The organism is Rhodococcus aerolatus (genome assembly GCF_054783215.1).
This window is the reverse complement of the sequence record NZ_BAAGQZ010000039.1, coordinates 1-25,109: the sequence shown is the minus strand read 5'-3', so window position 1 is coordinate 25,109 and position 25,109 is coordinate 1. Positions and strand designations below refer to the sequence as shown.

Annotated in this window: 22 protein-coding genes and 1 tRNA gene; 8 read left to right on the top strand and 15 right to left on the bottom strand. The window is 75.5% G+C overall.

Annotated features, from left to right (window positions below; genetic code table 11):
* The first annotated feature begins 104 nt into the window (after positions 1-104).
* Entirely contained in the window at positions 105-335 is a 231-nt protein-coding gene (locus tag ACYVOF_RS14535; RefSeq protein WP_460867648.1) for a hypothetical protein, read from the top strand.
* A gap of 13 nt (positions 336-348) precedes the next feature.
* On the opposite strand, the gene ACYVOF_RS14530 is transcribed toward ACYVOF_RS14535, so the two are convergent.
* The 3 genes from ACYVOF_RS14530 to ACYVOF_RS14520 form a co-directional block, all read right to left on the bottom strand.
* Positions 349-1,518, bottom strand: a complete 1,170-nt coding sequence (locus tag ACYVOF_RS14530; RefSeq protein ID WP_460867646.1) for a cystathionine gamma-synthase — start codon at positions 1,516-1,518, stop codon at positions 349-351.
* Positions 1,519-1,548: 30 nt separating this feature from the next.
* Complete coding sequence (locus tag ACYVOF_RS14525) at positions 1,549-2,829, bottom strand: RDD family protein (protein ID WP_460867643.1); 1,281 nt, start codon at positions 2,827-2,829, stop codon at positions 1,549-1,551.
* Positions 2,830-2,925: 96 nt separating this feature from the next.
* Positions 2,926-4,338: a cystathionine beta-synthase gene (locus ACYVOF_RS14520; RefSeq protein WP_460867641.1), complete on the bottom strand. Its 1,413-nt coding sequence runs from the start codon at positions 4,336-4,338 to the stop codon at positions 2,926-2,928.
* A gap of 75 nt (positions 4,339-4,413) precedes the next feature.
* On the opposite strand from ACYVOF_RS14520, the gene ACYVOF_RS14515 reads away from it, so the two are divergent.
* Both ACYVOF_RS14515 and ACYVOF_RS14510 read left to right on the top strand, forming a co-directional pair.
* Positions 4,414-5,403, top strand: coding sequence for an SGNH/GDSL hydrolase family protein (locus ACYVOF_RS14515; protein ID WP_460867638.1), 990 nt, complete (start codon positions 4,414-4,416; stop codon positions 5,401-5,403).
* 77 nt (positions 5,404-5,480) lie between these two features.
* A complete protein-coding gene (locus tag ACYVOF_RS14510) occupies positions 5,481-6,698 on the top strand; it encodes an acetyl-CoA C-acetyltransferase (protein ID WP_460867636.1) in 1,218 nt (405 codons plus the stop codon).
* A gap of 292 nt (positions 6,699-6,990) precedes the next feature.
* Here the strand turns inward: ACYVOF_RS14510 and ACYVOF_RS14505 are convergent, their stop codons facing one another.
* The 8 genes from ACYVOF_RS14505 to ACYVOF_RS14470 form a co-directional block, all read right to left on the bottom strand.
* Positions 6,991-7,860, bottom strand: a complete 870-nt coding sequence (locus ACYVOF_RS14505) for a Bax inhibitor-1/YccA family protein (protein WP_460867634.1) — start codon at positions 7,858-7,860, stop codon at positions 6,991-6,993.
* Positions 7,861-7,980: 120 nt separating this feature from the next.
* Positions 7,981-8,054: transfer RNA gene (locus tag ACYVOF_RS14500), tRNA-Leu, on the bottom strand.
* Positions 8,055-8,070: 16 nt separating this feature from the next.
* A complete protein-coding gene (locus ACYVOF_RS14495; protein ID WP_460867633.1) occupies positions 8,071-8,814 on the bottom strand; it encodes a uracil-DNA glycosylase in 744 nt (247 codons plus the stop codon).
* Positions 8,815-9,741: a Ppx/GppA phosphatase family protein gene (locus ACYVOF_RS14490; RefSeq protein WP_460867631.1), complete on the bottom strand. Its 927-nt coding sequence runs from the start codon at positions 9,739-9,741 to the stop codon at positions 8,815-8,817. It lies immediately after the preceding gene.
* The gene (locus tag ACYVOF_RS14485) at positions 9,738-10,247 is read right to left on the bottom strand and encodes a DUF501 domain-containing protein (protein ID WP_460867629.1); all 510 of its coding nucleotides are present in this window, start codon (positions 10,245-10,247) and stop codon (positions 9,738-9,740) included. The genes ACYVOF_RS14490 and ACYVOF_RS14485 overlap by 4 nt, the downstream gene beginning before the upstream one ends.
* Positions 10,244-10,648 (bottom strand): FtsB family cell division protein, encoded by a 405-nt coding sequence (locus ACYVOF_RS14480; protein WP_460867627.1) that lies wholly within the window; start codon positions 10,646-10,648, stop codon positions 10,244-10,246. The genes ACYVOF_RS14485 and ACYVOF_RS14480 overlap by 4 nt, the downstream gene beginning before the upstream one ends.
* Before the next feature lie 184 nt (positions 10,649-10,832).
* Positions 10,833-12,116 carry a phosphopyruvate hydratase gene (gene eno, locus ACYVOF_RS14475; RefSeq protein ID WP_460867626.1) on the bottom strand — a complete coding sequence of 428 codons (1,284 nt, stop codon included), beginning with the start codon at positions 12,114-12,116 and terminating at the stop codon, positions 10,833-10,835.
* A 100-nt stretch (positions 12,117-12,216) separates the two neighbouring features.
* A complete protein-coding gene (locus ACYVOF_RS14470; protein ID WP_460867624.1) occupies positions 12,217-12,957 on the bottom strand; it encodes a lytic transglycosylase domain-containing protein in 741 nt (246 codons plus the stop codon).
* Between the two features lie 105 nt (positions 12,958-13,062).
* Between ACYVOF_RS14470 and efeU the strand changes: the two genes are divergently transcribed.
* The 4 genes from efeU (at position 13,063) to ACYVOF_RS14450 (ending at position 17,462) form a co-directional block, all read left to right on the top strand.
* On the top strand, positions 13,063-13,929 hold the full coding sequence (gene efeU, locus ACYVOF_RS14465; protein ID WP_460867622.1) for an iron uptake transporter permease EfeU: 867 nt from the start codon (positions 13,063-13,065) through the stop codon (positions 13,927-13,929).
* Positions 13,926-15,062: an iron uptake system protein EfeO gene (gene efeO / locus ACYVOF_RS14460; RefSeq protein ID WP_460867620.1), complete on the top strand. Its 1,137-nt coding sequence runs from the start codon at positions 13,926-13,928 to the stop codon at positions 15,060-15,062. Before efeU ends, efeO begins: the two co-directional genes overlap by 4 nt.
* Positions 15,059-16,315, top strand: a complete 1,257-nt coding sequence (gene efeB, locus ACYVOF_RS14455; protein WP_460867619.1) for an iron uptake transporter deferrochelatase/peroxidase subunit — start codon at positions 15,059-15,061, stop codon at positions 16,313-16,315. The genes efeO and efeB overlap by 4 nt, the downstream gene beginning before the upstream one ends.
* Positions 16,316-16,580: 265 nt before the next feature.
* On the top strand, positions 16,581-17,462 hold the full coding sequence (locus tag ACYVOF_RS14450) for an endonuclease domain-containing protein (protein WP_460867617.1): 882 nt from the start codon (positions 16,581-16,583) through the stop codon (positions 17,460-17,462).
* A gap of 170 nt (positions 17,463-17,632) precedes the next feature.
* Here the strand turns inward: ACYVOF_RS14450 and ACYVOF_RS14445 are convergent, their stop codons facing one another.
* The 3 genes from ACYVOF_RS14445 to mfd are packed head-to-tail and all read right to left on the bottom strand — an operon-like array spanning position 17,633 to position 23,032.
* Positions 17,633-18,442 carry a MazG nucleotide pyrophosphohydrolase domain-containing protein gene (locus ACYVOF_RS14445; RefSeq protein WP_460867616.1) on the bottom strand — a complete coding sequence of 270 codons (810 nt, stop codon included), beginning with the start codon at positions 18,440-18,442 and terminating at the stop codon, positions 17,633-17,635.
* Positions 18,439-19,368, bottom strand: a complete 930-nt coding sequence (locus ACYVOF_RS14440) for a hypothetical protein (protein WP_460867614.1) — start codon at positions 19,366-19,368, stop codon at positions 18,439-18,441. Before ACYVOF_RS14440 ends, ACYVOF_RS14445 begins: the two co-directional genes overlap by 4 nt.
* 25 nt (positions 19,369-19,393) lie before the next feature.
* Positions 19,394-23,032, bottom strand: a complete 3,639-nt coding sequence (gene mfd, locus ACYVOF_RS14435) for a transcription-repair coupling factor (protein ID WP_460867612.1) — start codon at positions 23,030-23,032, stop codon at positions 19,394-19,396.
* A gap of 183 nt (positions 23,033-23,215) precedes the next feature.
* On the opposite strand from mfd, the gene ACYVOF_RS14430 reads away from it, so the two are divergent.
* Positions 23,216-24,436 (top strand): PQQ-dependent sugar dehydrogenase, encoded by a 1,221-nt coding sequence (locus ACYVOF_RS14430; RefSeq protein WP_460867610.1) that lies wholly within the window; start codon positions 23,216-23,218, stop codon positions 24,434-24,436.
* On the opposite strand, the gene ACYVOF_RS14425 is transcribed toward ACYVOF_RS14430, so the two are convergent.
* A partial coding sequence (locus tag ACYVOF_RS14425; protein WP_460867608.1) for a GNAT family N-acetyltransferase occupies positions 24,433-25,109 on the bottom strand: 677 nt, incomplete at its 5' end. The genes ACYVOF_RS14430 and ACYVOF_RS14425 overlap by 4 nt on opposite strands.

Below are 25,109 nucleotides of genomic sequence, written 5' to 3'. Positions count from 1 at the left end.
ATCACGCGGCGGGTAGCGTCGGTGAAGCAGGCGTGAGGTCCTCCGGGGGCCTCGGGCACCGGGACGACGACGGGGGGCGAGTGGTGGGAGTGCGGCGATCAACGGTGGCGCTGGCCGCGACCGTGGCCACCTCCGCCGCGCTGGTCGCCGGTGCGTTCGCCACCGTCGCCGGTGCGGGCTGCGACGACCCGGGCCGGCTGGTGGCCCGCTCCGACGGGTCGGCCGTCCTCGTCGGCGGGTGCGTCGCGGCGGACGACCTCGTCGTCCCCGGCGCCCCGCTGCCCGCCCCCGCGGCCGCCGACCCGGCCTCGCCGGGCGACGTGCTGCGGCCCTGACCGGGCCGGGCGGCTAGAGGGCCTCGAGCGCCTGCCCCAGGTCGGCGACGAGGTCCGCCCCGTCCTCGATGCCGACGGAGAGCCGCACCAGGTCGTCGGGGACCTCCAGCATCGAGCCGGCCGTGGAGGCGTGGGTCATCGCGGCCGGGTGCTCGATGAGCGACTCCACCCCGCCCAGGCTCTCGGCCAGGGTGAACAGCGTGGTGCCGCTGCACAGCGCCGTGGCCGCGGCCCGCCCGCCGCGCAGCCGCACCGAGACCATCCCGCCGAAGCGGCGCATCTGGCGCGCGGCGACGTCGTGGCCGGGGTGCTCGGGCAGGCCGGGGTAGAGCACCTCCGCGACGGCCGGGTGCTCGGTGAGCAGGTCGACCACGGCCTCGGCGTTGTCGCTGTGGCGGTCCATCCGCACGGCGAGGGTCTTGATGCCGCGCAGCGTCAGGTACGCGTCGAACGGCCCGGGCACCGCCCCGGCCCCGTTCTGCAGGAACGCCAGCTGCTCGGCCAGGTCGTCGTCGTCGGTGACCACGGCGCCCCCGACGACGTCGGAGTGCCCCCCGAGGTACTTCGTCGTGGAGTGGACGACGACGTCGGCGCCGAGCGCGAGCGGCGTCTGCAGGTAGGGCGAGGCGAAGGTGTTGTCCACCACCAGGGGCACGCCCCGGTCGTGGGCCACGTCGGCGAGCACCCCGATGTCGGCGATCCCCAGCAGCGGGTTGGTCGGGGTCTCGACCCACACCACCTTGGTCTCCGGGCGCAGCGCGGCGCGCACCGCGTCGGGGTCCGACAGCGCCACGGGGGTGTGGCTGACCCCCCACCGCGAGAGCACCTTGTCCACCAGCCGGAAGGTGCCGCCGTAGGCGTCGTCGGGGATGACGAGGTGGTCACCAGGGCTGAGCAGGGAGCGCAGCAGGGTGTCCGTGGCGGCCATGCCGGAGGCGAACGCCCGGGCGTGGGTCCCGCCCTCGAGCGCGGCGAGGCAGGCCTCGAGCGCGGTGCGGGTGGGGTTGCCGGTCCGGGAGTACTCGTAGCCCTCGCGCAGCCCGCCCACCCCGTCCTGGGCGTAGGTGGACGTGGCGTAGATCGGGACGTTGACCGCACCCGTGGTGCGTTCCGGGTCCTGGCCCGCGTGGATCGCCCGGGTGGCGAAGCCGTGGGAGGAGCTGGAGGGCGCGGCGTGGCTCATGTCGCGAGCGTAACGACCCGCGGTGCCGGCTCAGCCCTGGCCGGTGCCGTACGGGTTCTGCCCCTGCCCGTACCCCGGTTGCCCGCTGCCCCAGGGGTCCTGGCCCTGGCCGGGCTGCTGGCCGTAGCCCTGCTGACCCGTCCCCTGCTGACCGTGACCGGGCTGCTGCTGGCCGTAGCCGGACTGGTCGCCGTACCCGGTCTGGCCGCCGTAGCCGGGCTGGCCGTAGGGCTGCTGGCCGTAGGACTGCTGCTCGCCGTAGGGCTGCTGCTCGCCGTAGGACTGCTGGCCGTACGACTGCTGCTCGCCGTAGGCCTGCTGGCCGTAGGACTGCTGCTCGCCGTACCCCTGGCCGTAGCCCTGCTGGCCGTAGGAGCCCTGGCCCGCGTCGGCGCTCACCGGGACCGCGACCGTGGTGAGGATCTTGTCGGCGAACGTCTGCTTCTTCTGGTCCCACAGCGGCCACAGGAAGCCCACGTAGCAGGCGAGCGAGTCGAGGAAGTGCGCGAGCTGGCGGACGAAGGACATCCCGAAGCCGAGCGGGGCGCCGGTCTGCTCGCCGACGATCTTCATCCCCACCATCTTCTTGCCGACCGAGGAGCCGGTGGTGCCCTGCAGGTAGCCGAAGTTGTAGACGAAGTACCCCAGGAACGCGAGGTTCGACAGCAGGGCCAGGCTCACCCCGATGCCGCCGCCGACCGCGAAGGTGAACAGGGCGTAGACGACGTAGAACGCGATCGTCGGCGCGACGTAGTCGACGAGCCCGGCCAGCGCGCGCTTGGGCCACTCGACGTACCCGCCCGTCACCGCGAGCTGCGGCCCCCCGTAGCCGTACCCCGGCTGGCCGTACCCGGGCTGCTGGCCGTACGGCTGCTGCCCGTAGGACTGGTCGCCGTAGGACTGCTGGCCGTAGGACTGGTCGCCGTAGCCCTGCTGGCCGTAGGGCTGCTGTCCGTAGGACTGGTCGCCGTAGCCCTGCTGGCCGTAGGGCTGCTGTCCGTAGGACTGGTCGCCGTAGGACGGCTGGCCGTAGGGCTGCTGCCCCTGGCCCGGCGTGGAACCGCTCCCGGGCTGCGGGGTCTTCTCCAGGCTCGGCGGCGCGTCCCGCCCGGAGCCCTTGTCCAGGTTCGGCGCCGAGCCGGAGGACGGGCTGCCGGGGGACGTGCTGCCGGGAGCCGGGGCGCCCCGGCCGCCGACGACCTGCGTGCGGTCGTCCTCCTCGTCGGGCACCGACCAGGACGGCCCCGCGCCGGCGGTGCTGTCGCTGCCCTGCGGGCCCTGGCCGGACCCGTCCTGCGGTCGCTCGGTCACGCCAGTCTCCTCAGGTCGACGACGACGCGGCCGCGCCGTGGTGCCGGAGACGCTAGCGGACCGGCCGCCGCGGGTGAGGAGATCCGGACGACCGCGTCACCCCACGGTCGAGAGGAACCCCAGCAGGTCGTGCCGGGTGACGACGCCGAGCGGCTTGCCGTCCTCGACCACCATCACCGCGTCGGTGTCGCCGAGCGCGTCGGTGACGGCGCTGAGCGGCTCGCCGGAGCCGAGCATCGGCAGCGGCGCCGTCATGTGCTGGGCCACCGGGTCGGCCAGGTGGGCCCGGCCGGCGAAGACCGCGTCGAGCAGGTCGCGCTCGCTGACGCTGCCGGCCACCTCGCCCGCCATGACCGGCGGCTCCGCCCCCACCACCGGCATCTGCGAGACCCCGTACTCCCGCAGGATGTCGATCGCGTCGCGCACCGTCTCGTTGGGGTGGGTGTGCACCAGGTCCGGCAGCAGCCCGGACTTGCCGCGCAGCACGTCGCCCACCCGGCGGTGGCCCGGGCCGTCGTCGGCCGGGGAGAGGAACCCGTAGGACGACATCCAGGCGTCGTCGAAGATCTTGGCCAGGTAGCCGCGGCCGGAGTCCGGCAGCAGCACGACCACGACCGCGTCCGGCCCGGCCGCCGCGGCGACCCGCAGCGCCCCGACGACGGCCATGCCGCACGACCCGCCGACGAGCAGGCCCTCCTCGCGGGCCATCCGCCGCGTCATGGCGAAGGAGTCCGCGTCGGACACGGCGATGATCTCGTCGGGCACGGCCGGGTCGTAAGCGCTGGGCCAGAAGTCCTCCCCGACGCCCTCGACGAGGTAGGGCCGCCCGGTGCCGCCGGAGTAGACCGAGCCCTCGGGGTCGACCCCGACGATGCGGACCGGGCCGCCCTCGCGGTCGGCGCTGACCTCCTTGAGGTAGCGACCGGTGCCGGTGATGGTGCCGCCGGTGCCGACGCCGCAGACGAAGTGGGTGATGCGGCCGTCGGTGTCGGCCCAGATCTCCGGGCCCGTCGTCTCGTAGTGGCTGCGCGGTCCCTCCGGGTTGGAGTACTGGTCCGGCTTCCACGCGCCCTCGATCTCACGGACCAGCCGGTCGGACACCGAGTAGTAGCTGCTCGGGTGGTCCGGGGGCACGGAGGTGGGGCACACCTCGACCCGGGCGCCGTAGGCGCGCAGCACGTTGCGCTTGTCCTCGGAGACCTTGTCGGGGCAGACGAACACGCACCGGTAGCCCTTGCGCTGCGCCACCAGCGCCAGGCCCACCCCGGTGTTGCCGGAGGTCGGCTCGACGATGGTGCCGCCCGGGCGCAGCGCCCCGGACGCCTCCGCCGCCTCGACCATCCGCACCGCGATGCGGTCCTTCACGCTGCCGCCGGGGTTGAGGTACTCGACCTTGGCCGCGACCGTGCCCAGCCCCCCGCCGGTGCCGGTGACCCCGCTCGTCACCGACGTGAGCCGGACCAGGGGCGTGTGCCCGACGAGGTCGATGACGTGCTCGGCGATGCGCATGGCCCCATGGTCGCAGGTCCGTGGCCGGGCGCACCGCGCCGGGCGACTAGCGTCGGAGGCCGAGGAGGTGGGTGCGTGGTCAGGGCACGTCAGTGGTCGGTCGCCGCCGCCGTCGGGGCGGGCTCGGTGGGCACGGTCGCCGGGGCGACCTACGGGCTGCTGCTCGAGCAGGCCAAGCGGGCCCGCACCACCATCGGGCCGCCCGCCGCGCAGCCGCCCCGCGCCGACGGCGTCTACGACCCGGGCTCGGGCCCCGTCGAGGTGTCCCCCGCCGCGACGGCCGAGCTGAGCCTGGTCCTGCTCGGCGACTCCACCGCCGCCGGGCTGGGCTGCGGCGAGGCCGAGGAGCTGCCCGGGGTGATCCTGGCCCGCGGCCTGGCCGAGGAGACCGAGCGCCGGGTCCGGCTGACCACCCACGCCGTCGTCGGGGCCACCAGCCGGGTGCTCGACGCCCAGGTGGACGCGGCGCTGGCCGGGGAGGCGCCGGACGCGGCCGTCATCATCATCGGCGCCAACGACGTCACCGCGAAGCTGTCCGTCGCGGCGTCGGCGCAGCGGCTGGCCGACGCGGTGGGCCGGCTGCGCGCGGCCGGCGCGGTCGTCGTCGTCGGCACCTGCCCGGACCTGGGGGCGATCCGACCGATCCCGCAGCCGCTGCGCAGCGTGGCCCGCACGTGGAGCCTGCAGCTGGCGCGGGCCCAGCGCACCGCCGTGGAGCAGCAGGGCGGGCACGCGGTGGCGGTGGCCGACCTGCTCTCCCCCGAGTTCCTCACCCGGCCCGACGCGCTGTTCTCCACCGACCGCTTCCACCCCTCCGCGGCCGGGTACGAGGCGGCCGCGGCGCTGCTGCTGCCCGCGCTGTGCGCCGAGCTGGGGGTGTGGGGCGGCGGGGCGCTGCCCGTGGCCCCGCTGCGCTCCCGCACCGCGGAGGCCCGCCGGCCCACGGTGCGGCTGACCTCCGCGCTGAACCGGACCCTGCAGCAGCGGGCCCGCCAGGGCGGCACCGCGGCCGCCGGGCTGCTGCAGGCCGCGGAACGGCGCGCCCGCCGCACGCCCCGCGCCTGACGCCCGGGGCAGCGGGACGGGGGCAGCGGGCCGGGACCTACTGTGGGCTGACCGCACCGCCCACGAAGGAGCTGAACATGCCCGAGGCTGTCATCGTCGCCACCGCTCGGTCCCCCATCGGTCGCGCGATGAAGGGCTCGCTCGCGAGCATCCGCCCCGACGACCTGGCCGCCCAGATGGTCGCCGCCGCGCTGGCCAAGGTCCCCGAGGTCGACCCGAACACCATCAACGACCTCATGCTCGGCTGCGGCCTGCCCGGCGGCGAGCAGGGCAACAACCTGGCCCGCATCGTCGCGGTGCAGCTCGGCTACGACCAGCTGCCCGGCACCACCATCACCCGCTACTGCTCGTCGTCGCTGCAGACCACCCGGATGGCGCTGCACGCCATCAAGGCCGGCGAGGGCGACGTCTTCATCTCCGCGGGCGTGGAGAGCGTGTCCAGCTTCGCCAGGGGCACCTCGGACTCCTGGCCCGACACCCACAACCCGTTCTTCGCCGACGCCGAGCAGCGCACGGTGGACTCCGCGCAGGGCGGGTCGACCTGGCACGACCCGCGTGAGGACGGGCTCGTCCCCGACGCCTACATCGCCATGGGCTACACCGCGGAGAACGTCGCCCAGGCCACCGGCATCAGCCGCGAGGAGATGGACCGCTGGGGGGTGCGCAGCCAGAACCGCGCCGAGGAGGCCATCGGGCAGGGCTTCTTCGACCGTGAGATCACCCCGGTGACCCTGGCCGACGGCACCGTGGTCAGCAAGGACGACGGGCCCCGCGCGGGCACCACCTACGAGGCGGTCAGCCAGCTCAAGCCGGTGTTCCGGCCCGACGGCGTCATCACCGCAGGCAACGCCTGCCCGCTCAACGACGGCGCCGCCGCGCTGGTCATCATGAGCGACACCAAGGCTGAGGAGCTGGGGCTGACCCCGCTGGCCCGCGTCGTCTCGACCGGGGTCTCCGGGCTCTCGCCCGAGATCATGGGCCTCGGCCCGATCGAGGCGTCCCGTCGCGCCCTGGCCATCGCCGGAATGTCGATGTCCGACATCGACCTCGTCGAGATCAACGAGGCGTTCGCGGTGCAGGTCATCGGGTCCGCGCGTGAGCTCGGCATCGACGAGGACAAGCTCAACGTCTCCGGCGGCGCGATCGCGGTGGGCCACCCGTTCGGCATGACCGGGGCGCGCATCACCACCACGCTGCTGAACAACCTGAGCACTCACGACAAGCAGTACGGCCTGGAGACCATGTGCGTCGGTGGCGGGCAGGGCATGGCCATGGTGCTCGAGCGCCTGAGCTGATCCCCCGCCCCGATGGGCCCGCACTCCTGCCGGGGTGCGGGCCCGTCGTGCGTCCCGGCCCCGGTGATCATGGGGTTGGTGTCGCTCCCCGGTGCCGGTGAGCGACGTCGCGCCCATGATCACCTCGGCCGAGCGCCGGTGTGTGGCGCTCACGGGGCTCACCCCGCCGCCACACACCGGCGCTCGGCGGGGTGGGCGAGCGGGTGGTGCGCCGGCGCGGGCAGAGCGGGGGCCCGGGCGACGACGAGGGCCCCGCAGCAGGTGCTGCGGGGCCCTCGTGGTGCGCGGTGCGTCAGTTGCGGTTGAAGTAGCTCAGCAGCCGCAGGATCTCGACGTAGAGCCAGACCAGCGTCACGGTCAGGCCGAGGGCGACGCCCCAGGCGGCCTTCTCGGGCGCCCCGCGGCGGATGAGCTCGTCCGCCTGGTTGAAGTCGAGCAGGAACATGAAGGCCGCGACGCCGATGCAGACGAGGCTGAACAGGATGGCGATCGGGCCACCGTCCCGCAGGCCCAGGCCGCCGTCGACGAAGAACGAGGCCACCAGGTTCACGACCGCCAGGACGAGCACGCCGATGAGGCCGGCCATGACCATGCGGGTGAGCTTCGGGGTGACCCGGATGGCGCCGGTCTTGTAGACCACGAGCATCCCGGCGAACACGCCGACGGTGCCGACCACGGCCTGCACGATGATCGTCGAGCCGGGGGCGTTGCCGGAGCCCGGGAACGCGAAGTTCGCGAACACGAACGAGATGGCGCCGACGAACAGGCCCTCGAACGCGGCGTACGCGAGCACGACCGGGGCGTTCATCTTGTTGGCGAAGGTGGCCAGCATGACCAGGCCGAAGCCGATGAGCGCGCCACCGAGGGCCAGCGGGGTGACCAGGCCGGGGTTGCTGCGGGCGAGCACGTAGGAGATGACCGCGGCGACGACGAGGACGCCCAGGGTCATCGCCGTCTTGGTGACGACGTCGTCGACCGTCATGCTGCGCGAGGTCGTGTAGGGCTCAGGGGCGGTGTAGCCCTGGCCCTGGGGCTGGCCGTAACCCTGCTGGCCGTAGCCGGGGCCCTGGCCGTAGGGCTGGGCCTGGCCGTACGGTGCCGACCCGCCCCGCGGCGCGGCCGGGGTCAGGTTGCGGAACACCGGGTTGCTGCTGGTGCGCACGGGGTCGTTCCCTTCTCGTCGCGGGGTCCTACCTGGTGGACCCGCTCACCTCTCACAACGCTGGGGTTCCGGCGTTGGTTCCCTCCAGGCAAACCGGACACTACCGGGGAACGCCTGGTGTGCCCCCGGTCGGACTCGAACCGACACCACGACGATTTTAAGTCGTCCGCCTCTGCCAATTGGGCCACGAGGGCTCGTGGGTGGACCACGCTAGGTCAGTCCCGCCGCCCGCGCGGCCGCACCGAGCACCTCCTCCAGCATGGCCGGGGTGAGCCGCCCGGTGAAGGTGTTCTGCTGGCTGACGTGGTAGCTGCCGAGGACCTGCAGCGGCGCCCCCTCGCCCCGGCCCGTCCAGGCCAGCTCGGTGCGCGCCCCGTGGCCGAAGCGGGGCCGCGGTGCGGGCACCGTCCACCCGGCGGCGGCCGCGGTGGGCAGGAACGCCTGCCAGCCGAAGCCCCCCAGCACCACGACCGCGCGCAGCGTCGGGGCGAGCAGGGTCAGCTCGCGGACCAGCCAGCGGCGGCAGGTGTCGCGCTCGGTGGTGGTGGGCTTGTTCTCCGGTGGGGCGCAGTGCACGGGCGCGGTGATCCGGGTGCCGCGCAGCACGAGGCCGTCGCCGAGGTGGGTGCTGGTGGGCTGCGAGGCGAGGCCGACGGCGTGCAGGGCGGCGAACAGGACGTCCCCGGAGCGGTCGCCGGTGAACATCCGCCCGGTGCGGTTCGCGCCGTGCGCAGCGGGGGCGAGGCCGACGACGAGCAGGCGGGCGTCGGCCGGGCCGAGCGCGGGGACGGGCCGGCCCCAGTAGGTCTCGTCGCGGTACGCGGCGCGCCGGGTGGCGGCCACCTCCTCCCGCCACCGCACCAGCCGCGGGCAGCGCCGGCACTCGGTGACGGCGGCGTCGAGCTCGTCCAGCGTGCGCACCGAGCGGGGAGCGGGCCCGAGGGGGGCGCCCACCTACCGCAGGCCCAGCGCGATGCCGTCGAGGATGTCGTGCTCGCTGACGACGAGGTCGGTGATCCCCGCCCGCTCGGCCAGCGCTCGGCACAGCACGGCCGTGACGACGGCGCCGCCGCCGATGACGTCGACCCGGCCCGGGTGCATCGGGCCCAGCGCGGCCCGGGCCGTACGCGGCATCGCCACCAGCTCGTCGCACACCGCCAGCACCCGGTCCAGCGGCACGCGGGCGAGGTGGATGCGGTCGGGGTCGTAGGTCTCGAGGCCGAGGGCGAGCGCGGCGATGGTGGTCATCGTGCCGGCGACGCCGACCCAGGTTCGCGCCCCGGAGACGTCGACGGCGGCCAGCGCGCGGCCCAGCTCGGCCTCGGCCACCCCGCGGGCGGTGGCGACCTGCGCGGCCGTCGGGGGGTCGTCGGGCAGGCACCGCTCGGTGAGCCGCACGCAGCCGACGTCGGCGGAGAACGCGCCGGTGACCCCGTCGGCTCCGCCCGTGACGACCTCGGTCGACCCGCCGCCGAGGTCGACCACGACGAACGGCCCGTCGGCCGCGTCGAGGTCCCCCACGGCCCCGGCGAACGACGCCCGGGCCTCCTCGTCGCCAGTGATGACCTCCGGGTCGACCCCGAGGGTCTCGCGGACGACGGCGACGAAGTCGTCGCGGTTGCGGGCGTCGCGGCTGGCCGAGGTCGCCACCATGCGGACCCGCTCCGCGCCCAGCCCGGCGATCGTGGCCGCGTAGTCGACCAGGGCCAGCCGGGTGCGCTCGACCGCCTCGGGCGCGAGCTCCCCGGTGGCGTCGACGCCCTGGCCGAGGCGGACCACCCGCATCTCGCGGTGCAGGTCGCGCAGCGGTCCCGACGCGTCCACCTCGGCGACGAGCAGGCGGACCGAGTTGGTGCCGCAGTCGACGGCGGCGACCCTCACGGCTGCTCCCGGACCACGCAGGGTCCCCGGTCCCACCAGTCACCCACGAGCGCGAGCGCCTCGTCCCCGAGCGGGTTGACCCCGGGCCCGGCGGCGAGCGCGTGCCCGGCCAGCACGTGCAGGCACTTGACGCGGTCCGGCATGCCGCCGGCGGTGACCTGCGTGCCCAGCGGCTCGAGGGCGTCGCGCTCCGCGAGGTAGGCCTCGTGGGCGCGGCGGTGCCCGGCGGCGAGCTCGGCGTCGGTGCCGAGGCGCTCGGTCATCTCCCGCATCACGCCCTCACCCTCGAGCCGGCCGAGCGCGGACGCCAGCCGGGGGCAGGTGAGGTAGTACAGCGTCGGGAACGGGGTGCCGTCGGGCAGCCGGGGCGCTGTGCGCACGACGGTCGGGTTGCCGCAGGGGCAGCGGTGCGCGACGCCGAGCACCCCGCGCGGCGGTCGGCCGAGCTGCGCGGCGACGGTCTCGAGGTCGTCGGTCCCGGGTCCGGCCGGGTCGGGCGCGGTCACGGGGCGGGGGCGGAGATGGTGCCCCACAGCTCGGAGTACCACGGGTCGGTGCGGGTCTGCGGGGCCGCGGCGGGCGCGGTCGCGGCCTCGACCGAGTCGGGCAGCTGCACCTGGTAGGGGGTGTCCCCCGGCTTGACGAAGCGCAGCCGCTCCCGGGCCTGCGCCTCGACGTAGGCCGGGTCCTGCAGCTGGGTGCGCCGCTGGGTCAGCTCGGCGACCTCCGCCCGCGAGGCGTCCTGCCGGGCCAGGGTCGCGGCCAGCTCCTGGCGCTGGGCGACGTAGGTGCGCAGCGGCACGGCGAGGGTGAGCACGAGGGCGCACACCACGACGGCCAGCACCGCGAACCGGCGGGTCGAGGTGCCCCGGGACGGGCCGTCGGGCGGGGTCGACGAGGCGCGCACCGGGCTGCTCGCGCGGGTGCTGCGGGACGGTGTGCTGCGGGACGGTGTGCTGCGGGACGGCGTGCTGCGCGCGGGGGCGGTCCGGGACGTGCCCGTGCGGGACGCGCCGCCCCGGGACCCGGTGCCGCCCACCGCCGCCCGGGTCGTCCGGCCCCGGCCGCCGGGCCTGCTCGCCGCCGCCACCTCAGGCGCTCGCGCCCCGGCGCGGGAAGGCGGCGGTGCCGGCGTAGCGCGCCGCGTCGCCGAGGGCCTCCTCGATGCGCAGCAGCTGGTTGTACTTCGCCACGCGCTCGCTGCGGGCCGGGGCACCGGTCTTGATCTGCCCGCAGTTGGTGGCCACGGCGAGGTCGGCGATGGTGGTGTCCTCGGTCTCGCCGGAGCGGTGGCTCATCATGCTGCGGTAGCCGTTCTCCGTCGCCAGGCTGACCGCGTCGAGGGTCTCGGTGAGCGTGCCGATCTGGTTCACCTTGACCAGCAGGGCGTTCGCGGCACCCTTCTCGATGCCGGTGCGCAGCCGCTCGGGGTTGGTGACGAAGAGGTCGTCGCCGACGATCTGGACGCGGTCCCCCACCTGCTCGGTCAGCGCGACCCAGCCGTCCCAGTCGTCCTCGCTGAGCGGGTCCTCGATGGACACCAGCGGGTGCTCGCCGACGAGCTTGCCGTAGAACTCGGCCATCTGCTCCGCCGTCCGGCTGCTGCCCTCGAAGGCGTAGCCGGACTCGGAGTGGAACTCGGTGGCCGCCACGTCGAGGGCCAGCGCGACGTCGTCGCCCGGGGTGAAGCCGGCCGTCTCGATGGCGGTGGTGATGATCTCCAGCGCGACCGAGGTGCCGGCGACGTCGGGGGCGAAGCCGCCCTCGTCGCCGAGACCGGTCGAGAGGCCACGCTTCTTCAGCTCGGCCTTGAGCGCGTGGTAGACCTCGGCGCCCCAGCGCAGCGCCTCGGTGAAGCTGGCCGCGCCGACGGGGGCGATCATGAACTCCTGCACGTCCACGCCCGAGTCCGCGTGCGCCCCACCGTTGATGATGTTCATCATCGGCACCGGCAGCACGTGCGCGTTCGGCCCGCCGACGTAGCGGAACAGCTCGAGCTCGGAGGAGTCGGCCGCGGCGCGGGCCACGGCGAGCGAGACGCCGAGCAGCGCGTTGGCCCCCAGCCGCGACTTGTCCGGGGTGCCGTCGAGCTCGACGAGCTTGGCGTCGACGAGGCGCTGCTCGACGGCCTCGATGCCGACCAGCTCGGGGCCGATCTCGTCGAGGACGCCCTGCACGGCCTTGCGCACGCCCTTGCCGCCGTAGCGGCTGCCGCCGTCGCGCAGCTCCACCGCCTCGTGCACGCCGGTCGAGGCGCCCGACGGCACCGCCGCGCGGGCCAGGGTCCCGTCGTCCAGCGCGACCTCGACCTCCACCGTGGGGTTGCCGCGGGAGTCGAGGATCTCGCGCGCTCCGACCTGCTCGATTGCGGCCACGGTGGTCTCTCCTCGGTGTCGACGGCGGCGTGCGCGGGGGGTGCAGCCGACCGCGACCCTATCGGCAGCAGCGGCCGCGCCGAGCCCCCGACACACGGGGTCACCCGGTGCTGCGGTCCGCGTACGCGTCGGCGGCGGTGAGCACGTCCTGGGCGTAGGCACGCGAGGCGTTGTACCGGCCCAGCGCGGTGGTCCACCCGGCGGCGGTGGCCATCGAGCCGTCGCCCGCGCACAGGTAGCGGGCCGCGGTGGTGGCCGCGTCGGTGATGTTGTCGACGTCGGCCACCCCGTCGCCGTCCGCGTCGACCCCCCAGCGCGCCCACGTCTCGGGGATGAACTGCATCGGCCCCACCGCCCGGTCCTGCTCCGGGTCGCCGTCGATCGCCCCGCCGTCGGTGTCGGCGATGGCGGCGTTGCCCGCCGTGCCGTCCAGCGGGACCCCGCGGATGGAGGGCAGCGCGTTGCCCGCCGCGTCGAGGGTGGCCCCGCCGTAGGTGCCGTGCCTGCTCTCCACGTAGCCGATGCCGGCCAGGGTGGGCCAGGTGATCCCGCAGCCCGGGTCCTGCACGGCCTGGGCCCCGGCCGCGTACCCGTAGGCGCGCAGCGCGGTCGCCGAGATGCCGGTGCTGGCCGCCGTGGTGGCCGCCCAGCCGTCGAGCAGGTCCGGGGACAGCGCCGGGTCGACGGCGGGCACGGCCACCCCGGGCGAGGGCGGGGCCGAGCTGAGCGGGCGCACCACGGCGCCCGAGGTCGACGGCCCCGGGGCGCAGCCGGCGAGCAGCACGGCGGCGAGGCCGAGCAGGAGCGGGGCGGCGCGGGACGGGCGGGGCACCCGACCCATCGTCCACGACGGTGGCCTCCCGAGGCGGGTCCCGACCACCCGACACCGTGTTAGGTTCCCCTTGGTTAGGGCAGCCTGCCCTGAACCAACGAGGCAGGAGGCGCCGTGCAACCCGTGGGCACCGTGCTCGTGACCAACGGCCTGATCGGCCTGCGCGAGGGGCTCGAGACCGGCATCGTCGTGATGATCCTGGTCGCGTTCCTCGTCAGGTCCGACCGGCGCGACGCGCTGCGGTGGGTCTGGACGGGGGTCGGCGCCGCGCTGCTGCTCATCGCGGCCGTCTTCACCGTGGTCCACCACGGCACCTCGACGTTGTCCTTCACCGCGCAGGAGACGATCGGCGGGACCGCCTCGGTCGTCGCCGCCGTCATCGTCACCGGCATGGTGCTGTGGATGCGCCGCGCGGCCCGGACCATCTCCGGCACGCTGCGCTCGGGGATGACCGCGGCGCTCGACGTCGGCCCGCTCGCCGTGGTCGGCCTGGCCTTCCTCGCCGTCGCGCGGGAGGGCGCCGAGACGGCCCTGCTGCTGCTGAGCAACGTCGAGAACACCGGCAGCACCGCCACCCCGCTCGTCGGGCTGCTGCTCGGCGTCCTGGTCGCGGTCGGGCTGACCGTCGCGATGTACCTCGGCGCGGTGACCCTCGACCTGGCCCGCTTCTTCCGCGTCACCGGCGTGCTGCTGGTGCTCGTCGCCGCCGGGATCCTGGCCTACGGCGTGCACGACCTGCAGGAGGCCGGGCTGCTGTCGGGCGGGTCCACCCTGGCCTTCGACCTCAGCGCGACGATCGACCCGGGCGCCTGGTACGCGGTCCTCGTCGGCGGGATCCTCAACCTCCGCCCCGCCATGACCGTGCTCGAGGTGGCCGCCTGGGCCGGCTACGTCGTCGTGGTGCTGGGCCTGTTCCTGCGCCCGGCCCGCCGTGCGGCCACCCCCTCCCCCACCCCGACCACCGCTGGGACCTCCTCGTGACCACCACCCGCCACGCCCTCCTGCTCGCCGCCGCCGCGCCGCTCGTGCTCGTCGCCTGCACCGCCAAGGCCCCGGCCGACGCGGGCGGGGACACCATCACCGTCACCGCGTCGGACACCGCGTGCACCGTCTCGCGCGGCGAGGCCACCACCGGCGCCTCGACGTTCAGCATCACCAACACCGGCAGCAAGGTGACCGAGTTCTACGTCTACGCCGACGCCGACCGCGTGATGGGCGAGCTGGAGAACATCGGCCCCGGCATCACCCGTGACCTCATCGTCGAGCTGCCCGAGGCCGCCACCTACGAGACCGTGTGCAAGCCCGGCATGGTCGGCGACGGCCTGCGCAGCGACTTCGTCGTCACCGGTGACGCGGTGGAGCGGGGCGACACCGACTCCCGGCTCGCCGACGCCACCGCCGGCTACCGGCGCTACGTGGTCAGCCAGACCGAGGCGCTGACCCAGCAGACCGCCGCCTTCACCGACGCGGTCCGCGCCGGGGACGTGGCCGGGGCCAAGGCCCTCTACCCGGTTGCCCGCACCTACTACGAGCGCATCGAGCCCGTGGCCGAGAGCTTCGGCGACCTCGACCCCCGCATCGACGTCCGCGAGGTCGACCTCGAGGACGGCCAGGCGTTCACCGGGTTCCACCGCCTGGAGAAGGACCTGTGGGTCGACGGGCTGGCACCCGACTCGACCGCGATCGCCGACGGCCTGCAGGCCGACGTCGCCTCGCTCGTCGCCGAGGTCACCTCGCCGGACTACGCGCTGACCCCGGTGCAGCTGGCCAACGGCGCCCAGGGGCTGCTCGACGAGATCGCCGCCAGCAAGGTCACCGGCGAGGAGGACGTCTACTCCCACACGGACCTCCACGACTTCCAGGCCAACGTGGACGGGTCCCGCGCGGCCGTCGCCGCGCTGGCCCCGGTGCTCACCGACCGCGACCCCACCCTGCTCGCCGCCGTCGACGGCCGCTTCGACGCGCTCGATGCCACGCTGGCCACCCACCGCCAGGGCGACGGCTTCGTCGACTACACGACCGTGACCGAGCCCCAGCGCCGCGAGCTCTCCGACCAGGTCGACGCCGTCGCGGCCGAGGTGAGCCAGGTGGCCGGCGTGGTGACCGGGCCGTGAGCCCCGCGCTGTCACGGCGCGGCTTCCTCGGCCTCGCCGGGGCGGGCGCCGCCGTGGCCGGTGCCGGGGTCGTCGCGGGCCGCGCGAGCGAGCCGTCCGTCGTCCCCGCCGCGGCCACCACCGTCGCGTTCCGCGGCGCGCACCAGGCCGGCATCGCCACCCCGGTGCAGGACCGTCTGCACTTCGTGGCCTTCGACGTCGTCACCTCCGACCGGGCCGAGCTCGTCGACCTGCTGGCCCGCTGGACCGAGGCGGCCGAGCGGATGACCCGCGGCGCCGAGGCCGAGCCGGACGGGGCGACCGGGGCCGGGGAGCACCGCCCGCCGACCGACACCGGGGAGGCCCTCGACCTCGGTGCGGCCTCGCTGACCCTGACGATCGGGTTCGGGCCCAGCCTGTTCCGCACCGCCGAGGGGGTGGACCGCTTCGGCATCGCCGACCGGGCCCCCGCCGCGCTGGTCGACCTGCCGCGCTTCTCCCGCGACGCGCTCGACCCGGCGCGCTGCGGCGGCGACCTCGCGGTGCAGGCGTGCGCGGACGACCCGCAGGTGGCCGTGCACGCGATCCGCAACCTGGCCCGGATGGGTGTCGGGGTGGTGGCGGTGCGCTGGTCCCAGCTGGGGTTCGGCCGCACCTCGTCGACGTCGACCGCGCAACGCACGCCGCGCAACATGTTCGGGTTCAAGGACGGCACCGCCAACCTCGTCGCCGAGGACCCCGCGCTGCTCGACGAGCACGTGTGGGTCGGGGCCGACGACGACCCGGCCGCGGGCTGGCTGGCCGGCGGCAGCTACCTGGTGGCCCGGCGCATCCGCATGCTCATCGAGCCCTGGGACCGTGCCTCGCTGCACGAGCAGGAGCAGGTCGTGGGGCGGCACAAGGGGTCCGGGGCCCCGCTGGGCGGCACCGAGGAGCACGCGGCGCTGCCGCTGGGCACGATGACGTCGTCCGGGCCGCTGATCCCGGAGGACGCGCACGTGCGGCTGGCTTCTCCGCAGGCCAACGGGGGCGCGCAGATGCTGCGCCGCGGCTACACCTTCACCGACGGCACCGACGGGCTCGGCCACCTCGACGCCGGGCTGTTCTTCCTCGCCTTCGTCCGCGACCCGGCCGTGCAGTACGTCCCCGTGCAGGCCCGGCTCTCCCGGTCCGACGCGATGGCGGAGTACCTGCAGCACACCGGGTCGGCCCTCTTCGCCTGCCCGCCCGGCCTGCGCCCCGGCGAGTCCTGGGGCTCGACCCTCCTCACCTGACCCCGCGCCCCGCCGCGCCCCCCGCGTTTCGGCACCGGGCGCACTTTCCGGTGTCCCACGCACCGCATGGCTGCGTCGGGCGCACTCTGCGGTGCTCCGGGCTGCCTCGTGCCGCAGCGGGCGCACTTCCCGTCGTGACAAGACTCAGCGTTGCCGCGTCGGGCGCACTTTCCGGTGACCGCACACGGCACGCGGTTGTCCCCAGCCTGTGGACAACTGCGTTCCGACGGCCCGACCGCGTCCTCGGGCGGGCGATGCTGCTCGGGTGGACAGACGACGACCCGAGCTCCCCGAGGTGTTCCTCGGCCGCGATGCCGTCAGTGCCGGCGCCCTGACCGCCCAGCAGCTGCGCGGACCGATCGTCCGGCGCCTCTACACCGGCGTCTACTCCCCGAGGGGCGTCCCCGAGACGCACGAGCTCCGGTGCCGGGCGGCCGCGCTGCTCTCGCCGGACGGCCTCGTCATCACCGGTCGGTCGGCGGCAGTCCTGCGGGGTGTGCCCCTGGCACGGCCCGCCGACCCCGTCGAGGTGCGGTCACTGCCCGGGCACCGGGTGAACCGTCGTCCCGGGCTGGCCGTCCGGCGCGGGCTGATCCGGCGCGACGACCACGAGTGGGTCGGCAGGGTGCGGGTGGCGACACCACTGCGGACGGCGTTCGACGTCATCTCGGTGCGCCCGCTCGCCGAGGCCGTCGCCGACCTCGACCAGCTGCTGCGTGCAGGCGTCGTCCGGGACACCAACCTGGGCGCCGCGCTGCGGCTGTCGCACGAGAACGGGGTGGTCCAGGCCCGCCGGGTGCTCGAGCTCGCGGACGCCCGGGCCGAGTCGCCGCCGGAGTCGGTGGTGCGGGTGGTGCTGGCCCTGGCGGGCATCGTCGGCGAGCCCCAGCTCGTGGTGCACGACCATGCCGGGTTCGTGGCGCGGGTCGACCTCGGCTTCGAGCGGGAACGCCTCGCGGTCGAGTACGACGGGGCGTGGCACTCCGACCGCTTCGCCCTCACCCGCGACCGGGACCGGCTCAACCGGCTGCAGCGATCGGGCTGGGAGGTCGTGTCCGTGACGGCAAGCATGCTGCGGCGACCGTCGGACGTCGTCGACCTGGTTGCGGCGGCCCTGGCGCGGCGACGACGGCTGCTGGCGGCCTGAGGGACTCGTCATAGGCACCGGAAAGTGCGCCCGGCGCCGTCCAGGACGGCCGCGGGCACCGGAAAGTGCGCCGGGCGCGGTCCAGGACGGCCGCGGGCACCGGAGTGCGCCGAGCGCGGTCCGGGACGGCCGCGGGCACCGGAAAGTGCGCCCGGCGCGGTTGCGAGGGGTCAGCGGGGCCAGTGGGTGTGCCAGTCGGCGGCCGTGAGGGCGGCGGGGTCGAGGCCGGCGGCGCGGGCGGAGAGCTCAGCCGCACGGACGTCCGCGGCGAAGGCGAGCGCAGCCCGGCGCAGCGCGTCCTCGGCGTCGCCGTCGACCCCGGCCACCCCCGGCGGCAGCAGGGCCTCGGGCACCCCGGCCCGCACCGCGCGCGAGCCCAGCTTGGCCGCCAGCGCGAGGGCGGGCTGGGCCAGCGCCACCCCGTCCACGGCCGAGGTGCGCTGCTTCTCGACGGCCTTGAGCTCGTCCCACCGCAGCTCCTGCGCGGCCGCGTCGGCCACGTGCTCCCCGCCGCCGAACACGTGCGGGTGCCGGCCCACCAGCTTCACCACCAGCCCGGCCGCGACGTCGTCGACGTCGAACGGCTCCCCGAACGTCCCCTCGGCGGCCACCCGGGCGTGGAACAGCACCTGCAGCAGCACGTCCCCCAGCTCCTCGAGGACGGCGTCGCGGTCCCCGGCGTCGAGCGCGTCGAGCAGCTCGTAGGTCTCCTCGACCAGGTAGCGCCGCAGCGTGGCGTGCGTCTGCGCGGCGTCCCACGGGCACCCGCCGGGCGAGCGCAGCCGGTCCATCACCGCGACGGCGTCGTCCAGCGGCCGGCCCGTGCCGACGGCCACCACCACCTCGGCGTCGGGCCCGCCGGTGCACAGCGCGGCCACCGCTGGGTGCACCCCGTCCTCGGCCCGGGCCACCCCGAGCAGCGGCACCAGCGAGGCGGGCAGCAGGTCCGGGTGGTGCGGGTCTAGCTGGACCGTCCTCACGCGCGGGCGGGCGGGACCACGACGGCCGACGGCTCCGCCCCGGCGTCGACGACCTGGCCCCCGGTGGGGTCCCACACCCCGTAGCGGGGGCTGACGACGACGGTCGGGTCCCCCGCGAGCTGCGGCAGCAGGGTCAGCCCCAGCGAGTAGGTCGCCGCGGGACCGGCCTGGGCGGCCGAGGTGGCGCTGCCCGCCGTGCTGGGCGTCGCGTCGGTGCGCCGGGAGTCGATGCGGGCGACCTGCCACTGCTGCTTGTACTGGAACGCGACCGCGCTGCCCTCGGCCGCGGTGAACACCGGGTAGCCGGCCAGGCCCGGGGCGGTGGCGGGGCTGAGCGCGAGCCCGGCCTGCGCGGGCAGCCCCGCGGCGGTGTCCTCGGCGACGACGGCGGCCGAGGCCTGCGCCCCGGAGGCCATGCGCTGCGCCTTCTCCCGGGCGGTGGCCTCGTCCGCGGCCACGGTGATGTCGACCTCGACCGCGAGCCCGTCCCAGGCGGCCTCGCCGAGCTGGCTGATGACGACCTGGTCGGTCACCACGCTGCGCAGGGTGTCCGGGGTGAGGAAGGTCAGCGACGGCTGCGCCAGCGTGGCCGGGGTGACCTGGGCGAGTTGGGCGTCGACCGCCGTGGTGTCGGCCGTGACCCCGGCGCGGGCGGCGGCGTCGGCGGTCAGCTCGTGCACCACGTCGGCGGAGAGCACCTGCTGGGTGACCGCGGGCAGCTGGTCGCGGACGTCGGACAGCCCCGCCGAGCTGCGGTAGGCCAGCACGGCGTCGACCTGGGACTGCAGGGTCGAGACGTCGATGCGGGCGTCGCCGACCTCGGCCGCCGTGCCGGGCGGCGCCTCGCCGCACCCGGCCAGCACCACGGCGGCCGTCGCCGCCGCCACCAGCAGGCCCGCACCCCTGAGCTGTGTCCCGCGTCTCACGCCGTCCAGCCTCGCACAGCCCGGCTCAGGCCCCGGCGAGCACCGGCACGCCGGACACGTCGACCCGGCCCGCCGCGCCCCCGGCCAGGCCCACGACGAGGTCGGCCACCAGCTGCAGCAGCTCGACGCCGCGCACCCGCTCGGCCCCGACGCCGCCGGACCCGCCGCGGGGCAGCGGCAGCGCCACCGTGCGGCTGGTCGGCTTCCACGTCGCCGCCGGGTGCAGCCGCTTGAGCCGGATCTGCTGGGAGTCGGCCAGGTCCAGCGGGGTCAGCTTGAGCTGGCTGCCCGCGACGACGGCCTCGGTCACCCCGTGGGCGCGCAGCAACAGCCGCAGCCGGGCCACGGCGAACAGGTTGCTCACCGGCTCGGGCGGCTCGCCGTAGCGGTCGACGAGCTCGTCGAGCACGGCGCGCAGCCCGGCCTCGTCCGTGGCCGCGGCCAGCTTGCGGTAGGCCTCGAGCCGCAGCCGGTCGGAGGTGACGTAGTCCGGCGGGACGTGCGCGTCGACGGGCAGGTCGACCCGCACCTCCTTCGGCTCCTCGGACTCGGGGATCGCGGTGCCGTCGGCCGCCGCCCGGTAGGCCTCGACGGCCTCGCCGACCAGGCGCACGTAGAGGTCGAACCCGACGCCGGCGACGTGGCCGGACTGCTCGGCGCCGAGCACGTTGCCCGCCCCGCGGATCTCGAGGTCCTTCATGGCCACGGCCATGCCGGCCCCGAGGTCGGAGTTCTGCGCGATCGTGGTCAGCCGGTCGTAGGCCGTCTCGGTGAGCGGCTTCTCCGGCGGGTACAGGAAGTAGGCGTAGCCCCGCTCCCGGGAGCGACCGACCCGGCCGCGCAGCTGGTGGAGCTGGGAGAGCCCGAGCGCGTCGGCCCGCTCCACGACGAGGGTGTTGGCGTTGGAGATGTCCAGGCCCGTCTCGATGATGGTGGTGCACACCAGGACGTCGAACTCCCGCTCCCAGAAGCCCTGCACCGTCTTCTCGAGCAGGTCCTCGTTCATCTGGCCGTGGGCGACGGCCACCCGCGCCTCGGGGACCAGCTCGCGCAGCCGGGCCGCGGCCTTGTCGATGCTCGAGACCCGGTTGTGGACGTAGAACACCTGCCCGTCGCGCAGCAGCTCGCGGCGCAGCGCCGCGGCCACCTGCTTGTCGGCGTAGGCCCCGACGTAGGTCAGGATCGGGTGGCGCTCCTCCGGCGGGGTGAGGATGGTCGACATCTCCCTGATGCCGGCCAGGCTCATCTCCAGGGTCCGCGGGATCGGCGTGGCCGACATGGTCAGCACGTCGACGTGGGTGCGCATCGCCTTGATGTGCTCCTTGTGCTCGACGCCGAAGCGCTGCTCCTCGTCGACCACCACCAGGCCCAGGTTCTTCCAGCGCACCCCGGTCTGCAGCAGCCGGTGGGTGCCGACGACGACGTCGACGGTGCCGTCCTCCAGCCCGGCGAGGACCTCGCGGGCCACCTTCGGGTCGGTGAAGCGCGACAGCCCGCGCACGGTCACCGGGAACGACGACATCCGGTCGGTGAACGTCTGCAGGTGCTGCTGGCTCAGCAGCGTGGTCGGGGCGAGCACCGCGACCTGGGTGCCGTCCTGCACCGCCTTGAACGCCGCCCGCACCGCGATCTCGGTCTTGCCGTAGCCCACGTCGCCGCACACCACCCGGTCCATGGGGACGGGCTTCTCCATGTCGGCCTTGACCTCGTCGATGGCCGTCATCTGGTCGACGGTCTCGGTGAAGGGGAACGCGTCCTCCATCTCCCGCTGCCACGGGGTGTCGGGGGCGAAGGCGTGCCCGGGCGCGGCCTGCCGCGCGGCGTAGAGCTGCACCAGCTCGGCGGCGATCTCGCGGACGGCCTTGCGCGCCTTGCGCTTCGTCGACGCCCAGTCCGAGCCGCCCAGCTTGCTCAGCGCGGGCAGCTCGCCGCCGACGTAGCGGGAGAGCTGGTCGAGGGCGTCCATGGGGACGAACAGCCGGTCGGCGGGCTGGCCGCGCTTGCTGGCCGCGTACTCGATGACGAGGTACTCCCGGCGCGCGGTGACGTCGCCGGTGCGCACCGTGCGCTCGACCATCTCGACGAAGCGGCCGATGCCGTGCTGGTCGTGCACGACCATGTCGCCGGCCTTGAGCGCCAGCGGGTCGACCTGGTTGCGGCGCTTGGCCGGCAGGTTCTTCCCGGCGCCGGCGGCCGCGACCCGGGTGCCGGTGAGGTCGTGCTCGGTGACGACGACGAGCTGCGCGCCGGGCAGCACCACCCCGTCGTCGAGGCAGCCCAGCAGCACGGTGACCCGCCCGGGCGCCGGGGTGGCGCCGGGCTCGGCGAGCAGCGCCGGGACCTCGGCCTCCCCGAGCCGCTCGAGCACCCGGTCCGCGGTGCCCCGGCCGGCGACGACGACGGCCGCGGACCCGCCCCCGGCGCAGTGCGCGCGCAGCGAGGCGAACGTGGCCGCCACCTGCGGCTCCGCCCCCCGCGCCCCCGGCACGGCCGTGACCTCGACGGTGAGCACGTCCTCGGCGACCTCGCCCGAGACCAGCGGGGTCAGCGACCACACCGGGTGACCGGCCTCGCGGGCCCCGGCGACGACCTCGTCGAGCTCGCGGTAGGCCGAGGCGCCCAGGTTCATGCCCCTCGGGTCGAGCGGGGCGGCCCCGCCGACGGACGCCGCGGTCCACGACGCCTCGAGGAACTCCTGCCCGGTGCGCTCCAGGTCGTGCGCGCGGGTGCGGATCTTCTCCGGGTCGGCCAGCAGCACGAGGGTGTCCTCGGCCAGCACGTCGGTGAGCAGCTGCAGCCGGCCCGGGACCAGCGCAGGCAGCAACGCCTCCATGCCCTCCACCGGCACCCCGCCGGACATCTTGTCGAGCATCTCGACCAGCGCCGCGTCCTCCGGGTGCTCCGCGGCCAGCGCCGCGGCCCGCTCCCGGACGTCGGCGGTGAGCAGCATCTCCCGGCACGGCGGCGCCTCGAGCTCGGTGACCTCGACACCGTCCAGCGAGCGCTGGTCGGCGACGGAGAACGCGCGCAGCTCGGTCACCTCGTCGCCCCAGAACTCCACGCGGACGGGGTGGTCGGCGGTCGGCGGGAAGACGTCGAGGATGCCGCCGCGCACGGCGAACTCCCCGCGCTTGCCGACCATGTCCTCCCGGCTGTACGCCATCTCGACGAGGCGCTCCACGAGCGCGTCGAAGTCCTGCTCGGACCCGACGCGCAGCCGCAGCGGGACGACCTCGCCCAGGCCCGGCGTCATCGGCTGGACCAGGCTGCGCACGGCGGTGACGACGACCCGGGGCGCCCCGGACTCCTCGGGGTGGGCGAGGCGGCGCAGCAGCTGCACGCGGCGGCCCACGGTGTCGGCCCGCGGGGAGAGCCGCTCGTGGGGCAGCGTCTCCCAGGACGGGAACACTGCGACGTCGTCGGTCCCGACGAGCTCGCCCACCGAGCGGCCCAGCTCCTCGGCCTCCCGGCCGGTGGCGGTGACGACCAGCACGGGGGCGCGCCCGGCGACGGCGCCGACGACGAACGGGCGGACGGCGGGCGGGCCCTCGAGCCGCAGGGCGGGGCTCGTGCCGACCCGCTCGGCGACGGCGGTGAGCGCGGGGTCCAGCCGGGCGACCGCGAGCAGGCCGGCCAGGGGCGAGGAGGACGGGTCGACAGGCACGAGCAAGGGGCTCCAGACGGCAGCAGGACACGCGGAAGAGGCCGCGACCCGGGATCGGGGCGGCTCCGGGACCCATCCTAGGTCCGGGCCCCGACAGCCGCGCCGCCGCGCGAGCAGGGTCACGAGGGGGCCGGTCCCCGCGCACCGGGCCGCCGCGCGACGGGCGCGGCACACTGGAGGGTGATGACGAGACGACCCCGCCCCCGCCCCGCCGCCCTCGCCGCCCTCGGGGTGGTGCTGGCCCTCGGGACCGCCTGCAGCTCGACCGGGCCGGACACGGCCGCCGGCAGCACCGTCAGCGGCGTGCCGAGCGGTGACCCCGCGCCGGGAGTGCCCGAGCTGCAGGTCGACACCGTGGTGGGCGGGCTCGAGCACCCCTGGGACGTCGGCTTCCTGCCCGACGGCGCCGGGCTGGACGGGGCGGTGCTGGTGCCCGAGCGCCCCGGCCGGGTGCAGCTGGTCCGCGGCGGGACCGCCACACCGGTGGCGATGGACCTCGGCGACGTCTTCGCCCAGGGCGAGAGCGGCCTGATGGGCCTGCTCGTGCACCCCGACTTCGCGAGCACGCGGCAGTTCTCCACCTGCCAGTCGCACACCGAGAACGGCGCGCCGGTGGACATCCGCGTCAAGACCTGGACCCTCTCGCCCGACGGCGCGTCCGCCACCGCCGACCCCCGCCCGCTCCTCACGGGCCTGCCGCTCAACCCGACCGGGCGCCACTCCGGCTGCCGCCTGGGCCTGGACCCGACGGGCCAGCTGATGATCTCCACCGGGGACACCGCCGACCCGGCCGCCCCGCAGGACCTGCAGAACCTGGGCGGCAAGACGCTGCGGGCGGACCTGCGGACGGGGGCGCCGCTGCCCGGCGCGCCCTTCCCGCAGTCGCCCTACGTGTGGAGCTACGGCCACCGCAACCTGCAGGGCATCGTGACCCGGCCGGGCACCGACCAGGTGTTCACCGCCGAGCACGGCCCCGACGTCGACGACGAGGTCAACCTCGACCGGGCCGGCGGCAACTACGGCTGGGACCCCAGCCAGGGCGGGACGGTGCGCACCTACGACGAGTCCGTCCCCATGACCGACACCACCCGCTTCCCCGACGCGGTGCCCGCGGTGTGGAGCTCGGGCGACCCCACCGAAGCCATCTCGGGCGCGACGTTCCTCACCGGGCCGCAGTGGGGGTCGCTCGACGGGGCGATGGTGGTGGCCGCGCTCAAGGGCGCGAAGGTGCTCGGCATGCAGCTCGACGCCGCGGGGGCGCTGACCGGCGTGGTGGTGCCGCCCGCGCTGGACGGCACCCACGGCCGGCTGCGCGCCGTGGTGCAGGGCCCGGACGGGGCGCTGTGGGTCACCACCGACAACGGCACGGACGACGAGCTGCTGCGGGTGACGCCCCGCAGCTAGGCGGGGCCTGGGTCGGTCAGGGCGGCGAGCCGCGCCCGCAGGGACTCGACGGTGTCCGGGTGGTTCGCCAGCACGTACAGGTGGTGGTCGGTCCACCCCGCGGACGTCGCCCGGTGGGCGGTGAGCACGCCCTCGTCGTGGAACCCGAACGAGCGGGCGGCCGCGGCGGCGGCCCGGTTGCCCACCGCGACGGGGGCGACGAGCCGGTCGAGGCCCAGCCGGTCGCCGAACGCGGCCAGCGCCAGCAGCAGGCCGGCGACGGGCAGCACCGTCCCGCCCCGGGAGGTCGGGTCCAGCCACACCGAGACCTCCCCGGTGCCGGTCCCGAGGTCCACGGCGTCCACCCCGACCTGCCCGACGACGCGGCCGTCGACCTCGACGATCCCGGGCAGCGCCTGGCCGCGCCGGGCCGCGCCGCGCAGCAGGGCGACCTCCTCGGCCCAGTGGGCCATGCTCTGCGCCGCCGCCCAGTCCCCCTCGACCGGCCACCACGGCTGCAGCGCCTCCCGGGAGCGCAGCCGGGCGGCGCGCCACGCGGGGCCGTCGGCGAGCTCGGGCAGGCGCACCACCAGCCGTCGCCCGCCGACCACCGCCTCCCCGACGGGCCGGTCCCAGCCGGCGGGGGGTCGGGCGCTGCGGGCCGCGGCCCGGGCGGTGCGCACGGCGAGCCGGC

Bases quoted from the DNA above. Each gene is read 5' to 3' on its own strand.
- ACYVOF_RS14530 (WP_460867646.1), bottom strand. From the start codon at position 1,518: ATGAGCCACGCCGCGCCCTCCAGCTCCTCCCACGGCTTCGCCACCCGG.
- ACYVOF_RS14520 (WP_460867641.1), bottom strand. From the start codon at position 4,338: ATGCGCATCGCCGAGCACGTCATCGACCTCGTCGGGCACACGCCCCTG.
- ACYVOF_RS14510 (WP_460867636.1), top strand. From the start codon at position 5,481: ATGCCCGAGGCTGTCATCGTCGCCACCGCTCGGTCCCCCATCGGTCGC.
- ACYVOF_RS14470 (WP_460867624.1), bottom strand. From the start codon at position 12,957: ATGGGTCGGGTGCCCCGCCCGTCCCGCGCCGCCCCGCTCCTGCTCGGC.
- ACYVOF_RS14430 (WP_460867610.1), top strand. From the start codon at position 23,216: ATGACGAGACGACCCCGCCCCCGCCCCGCCGCCCTCGCCGCCCTCGGG.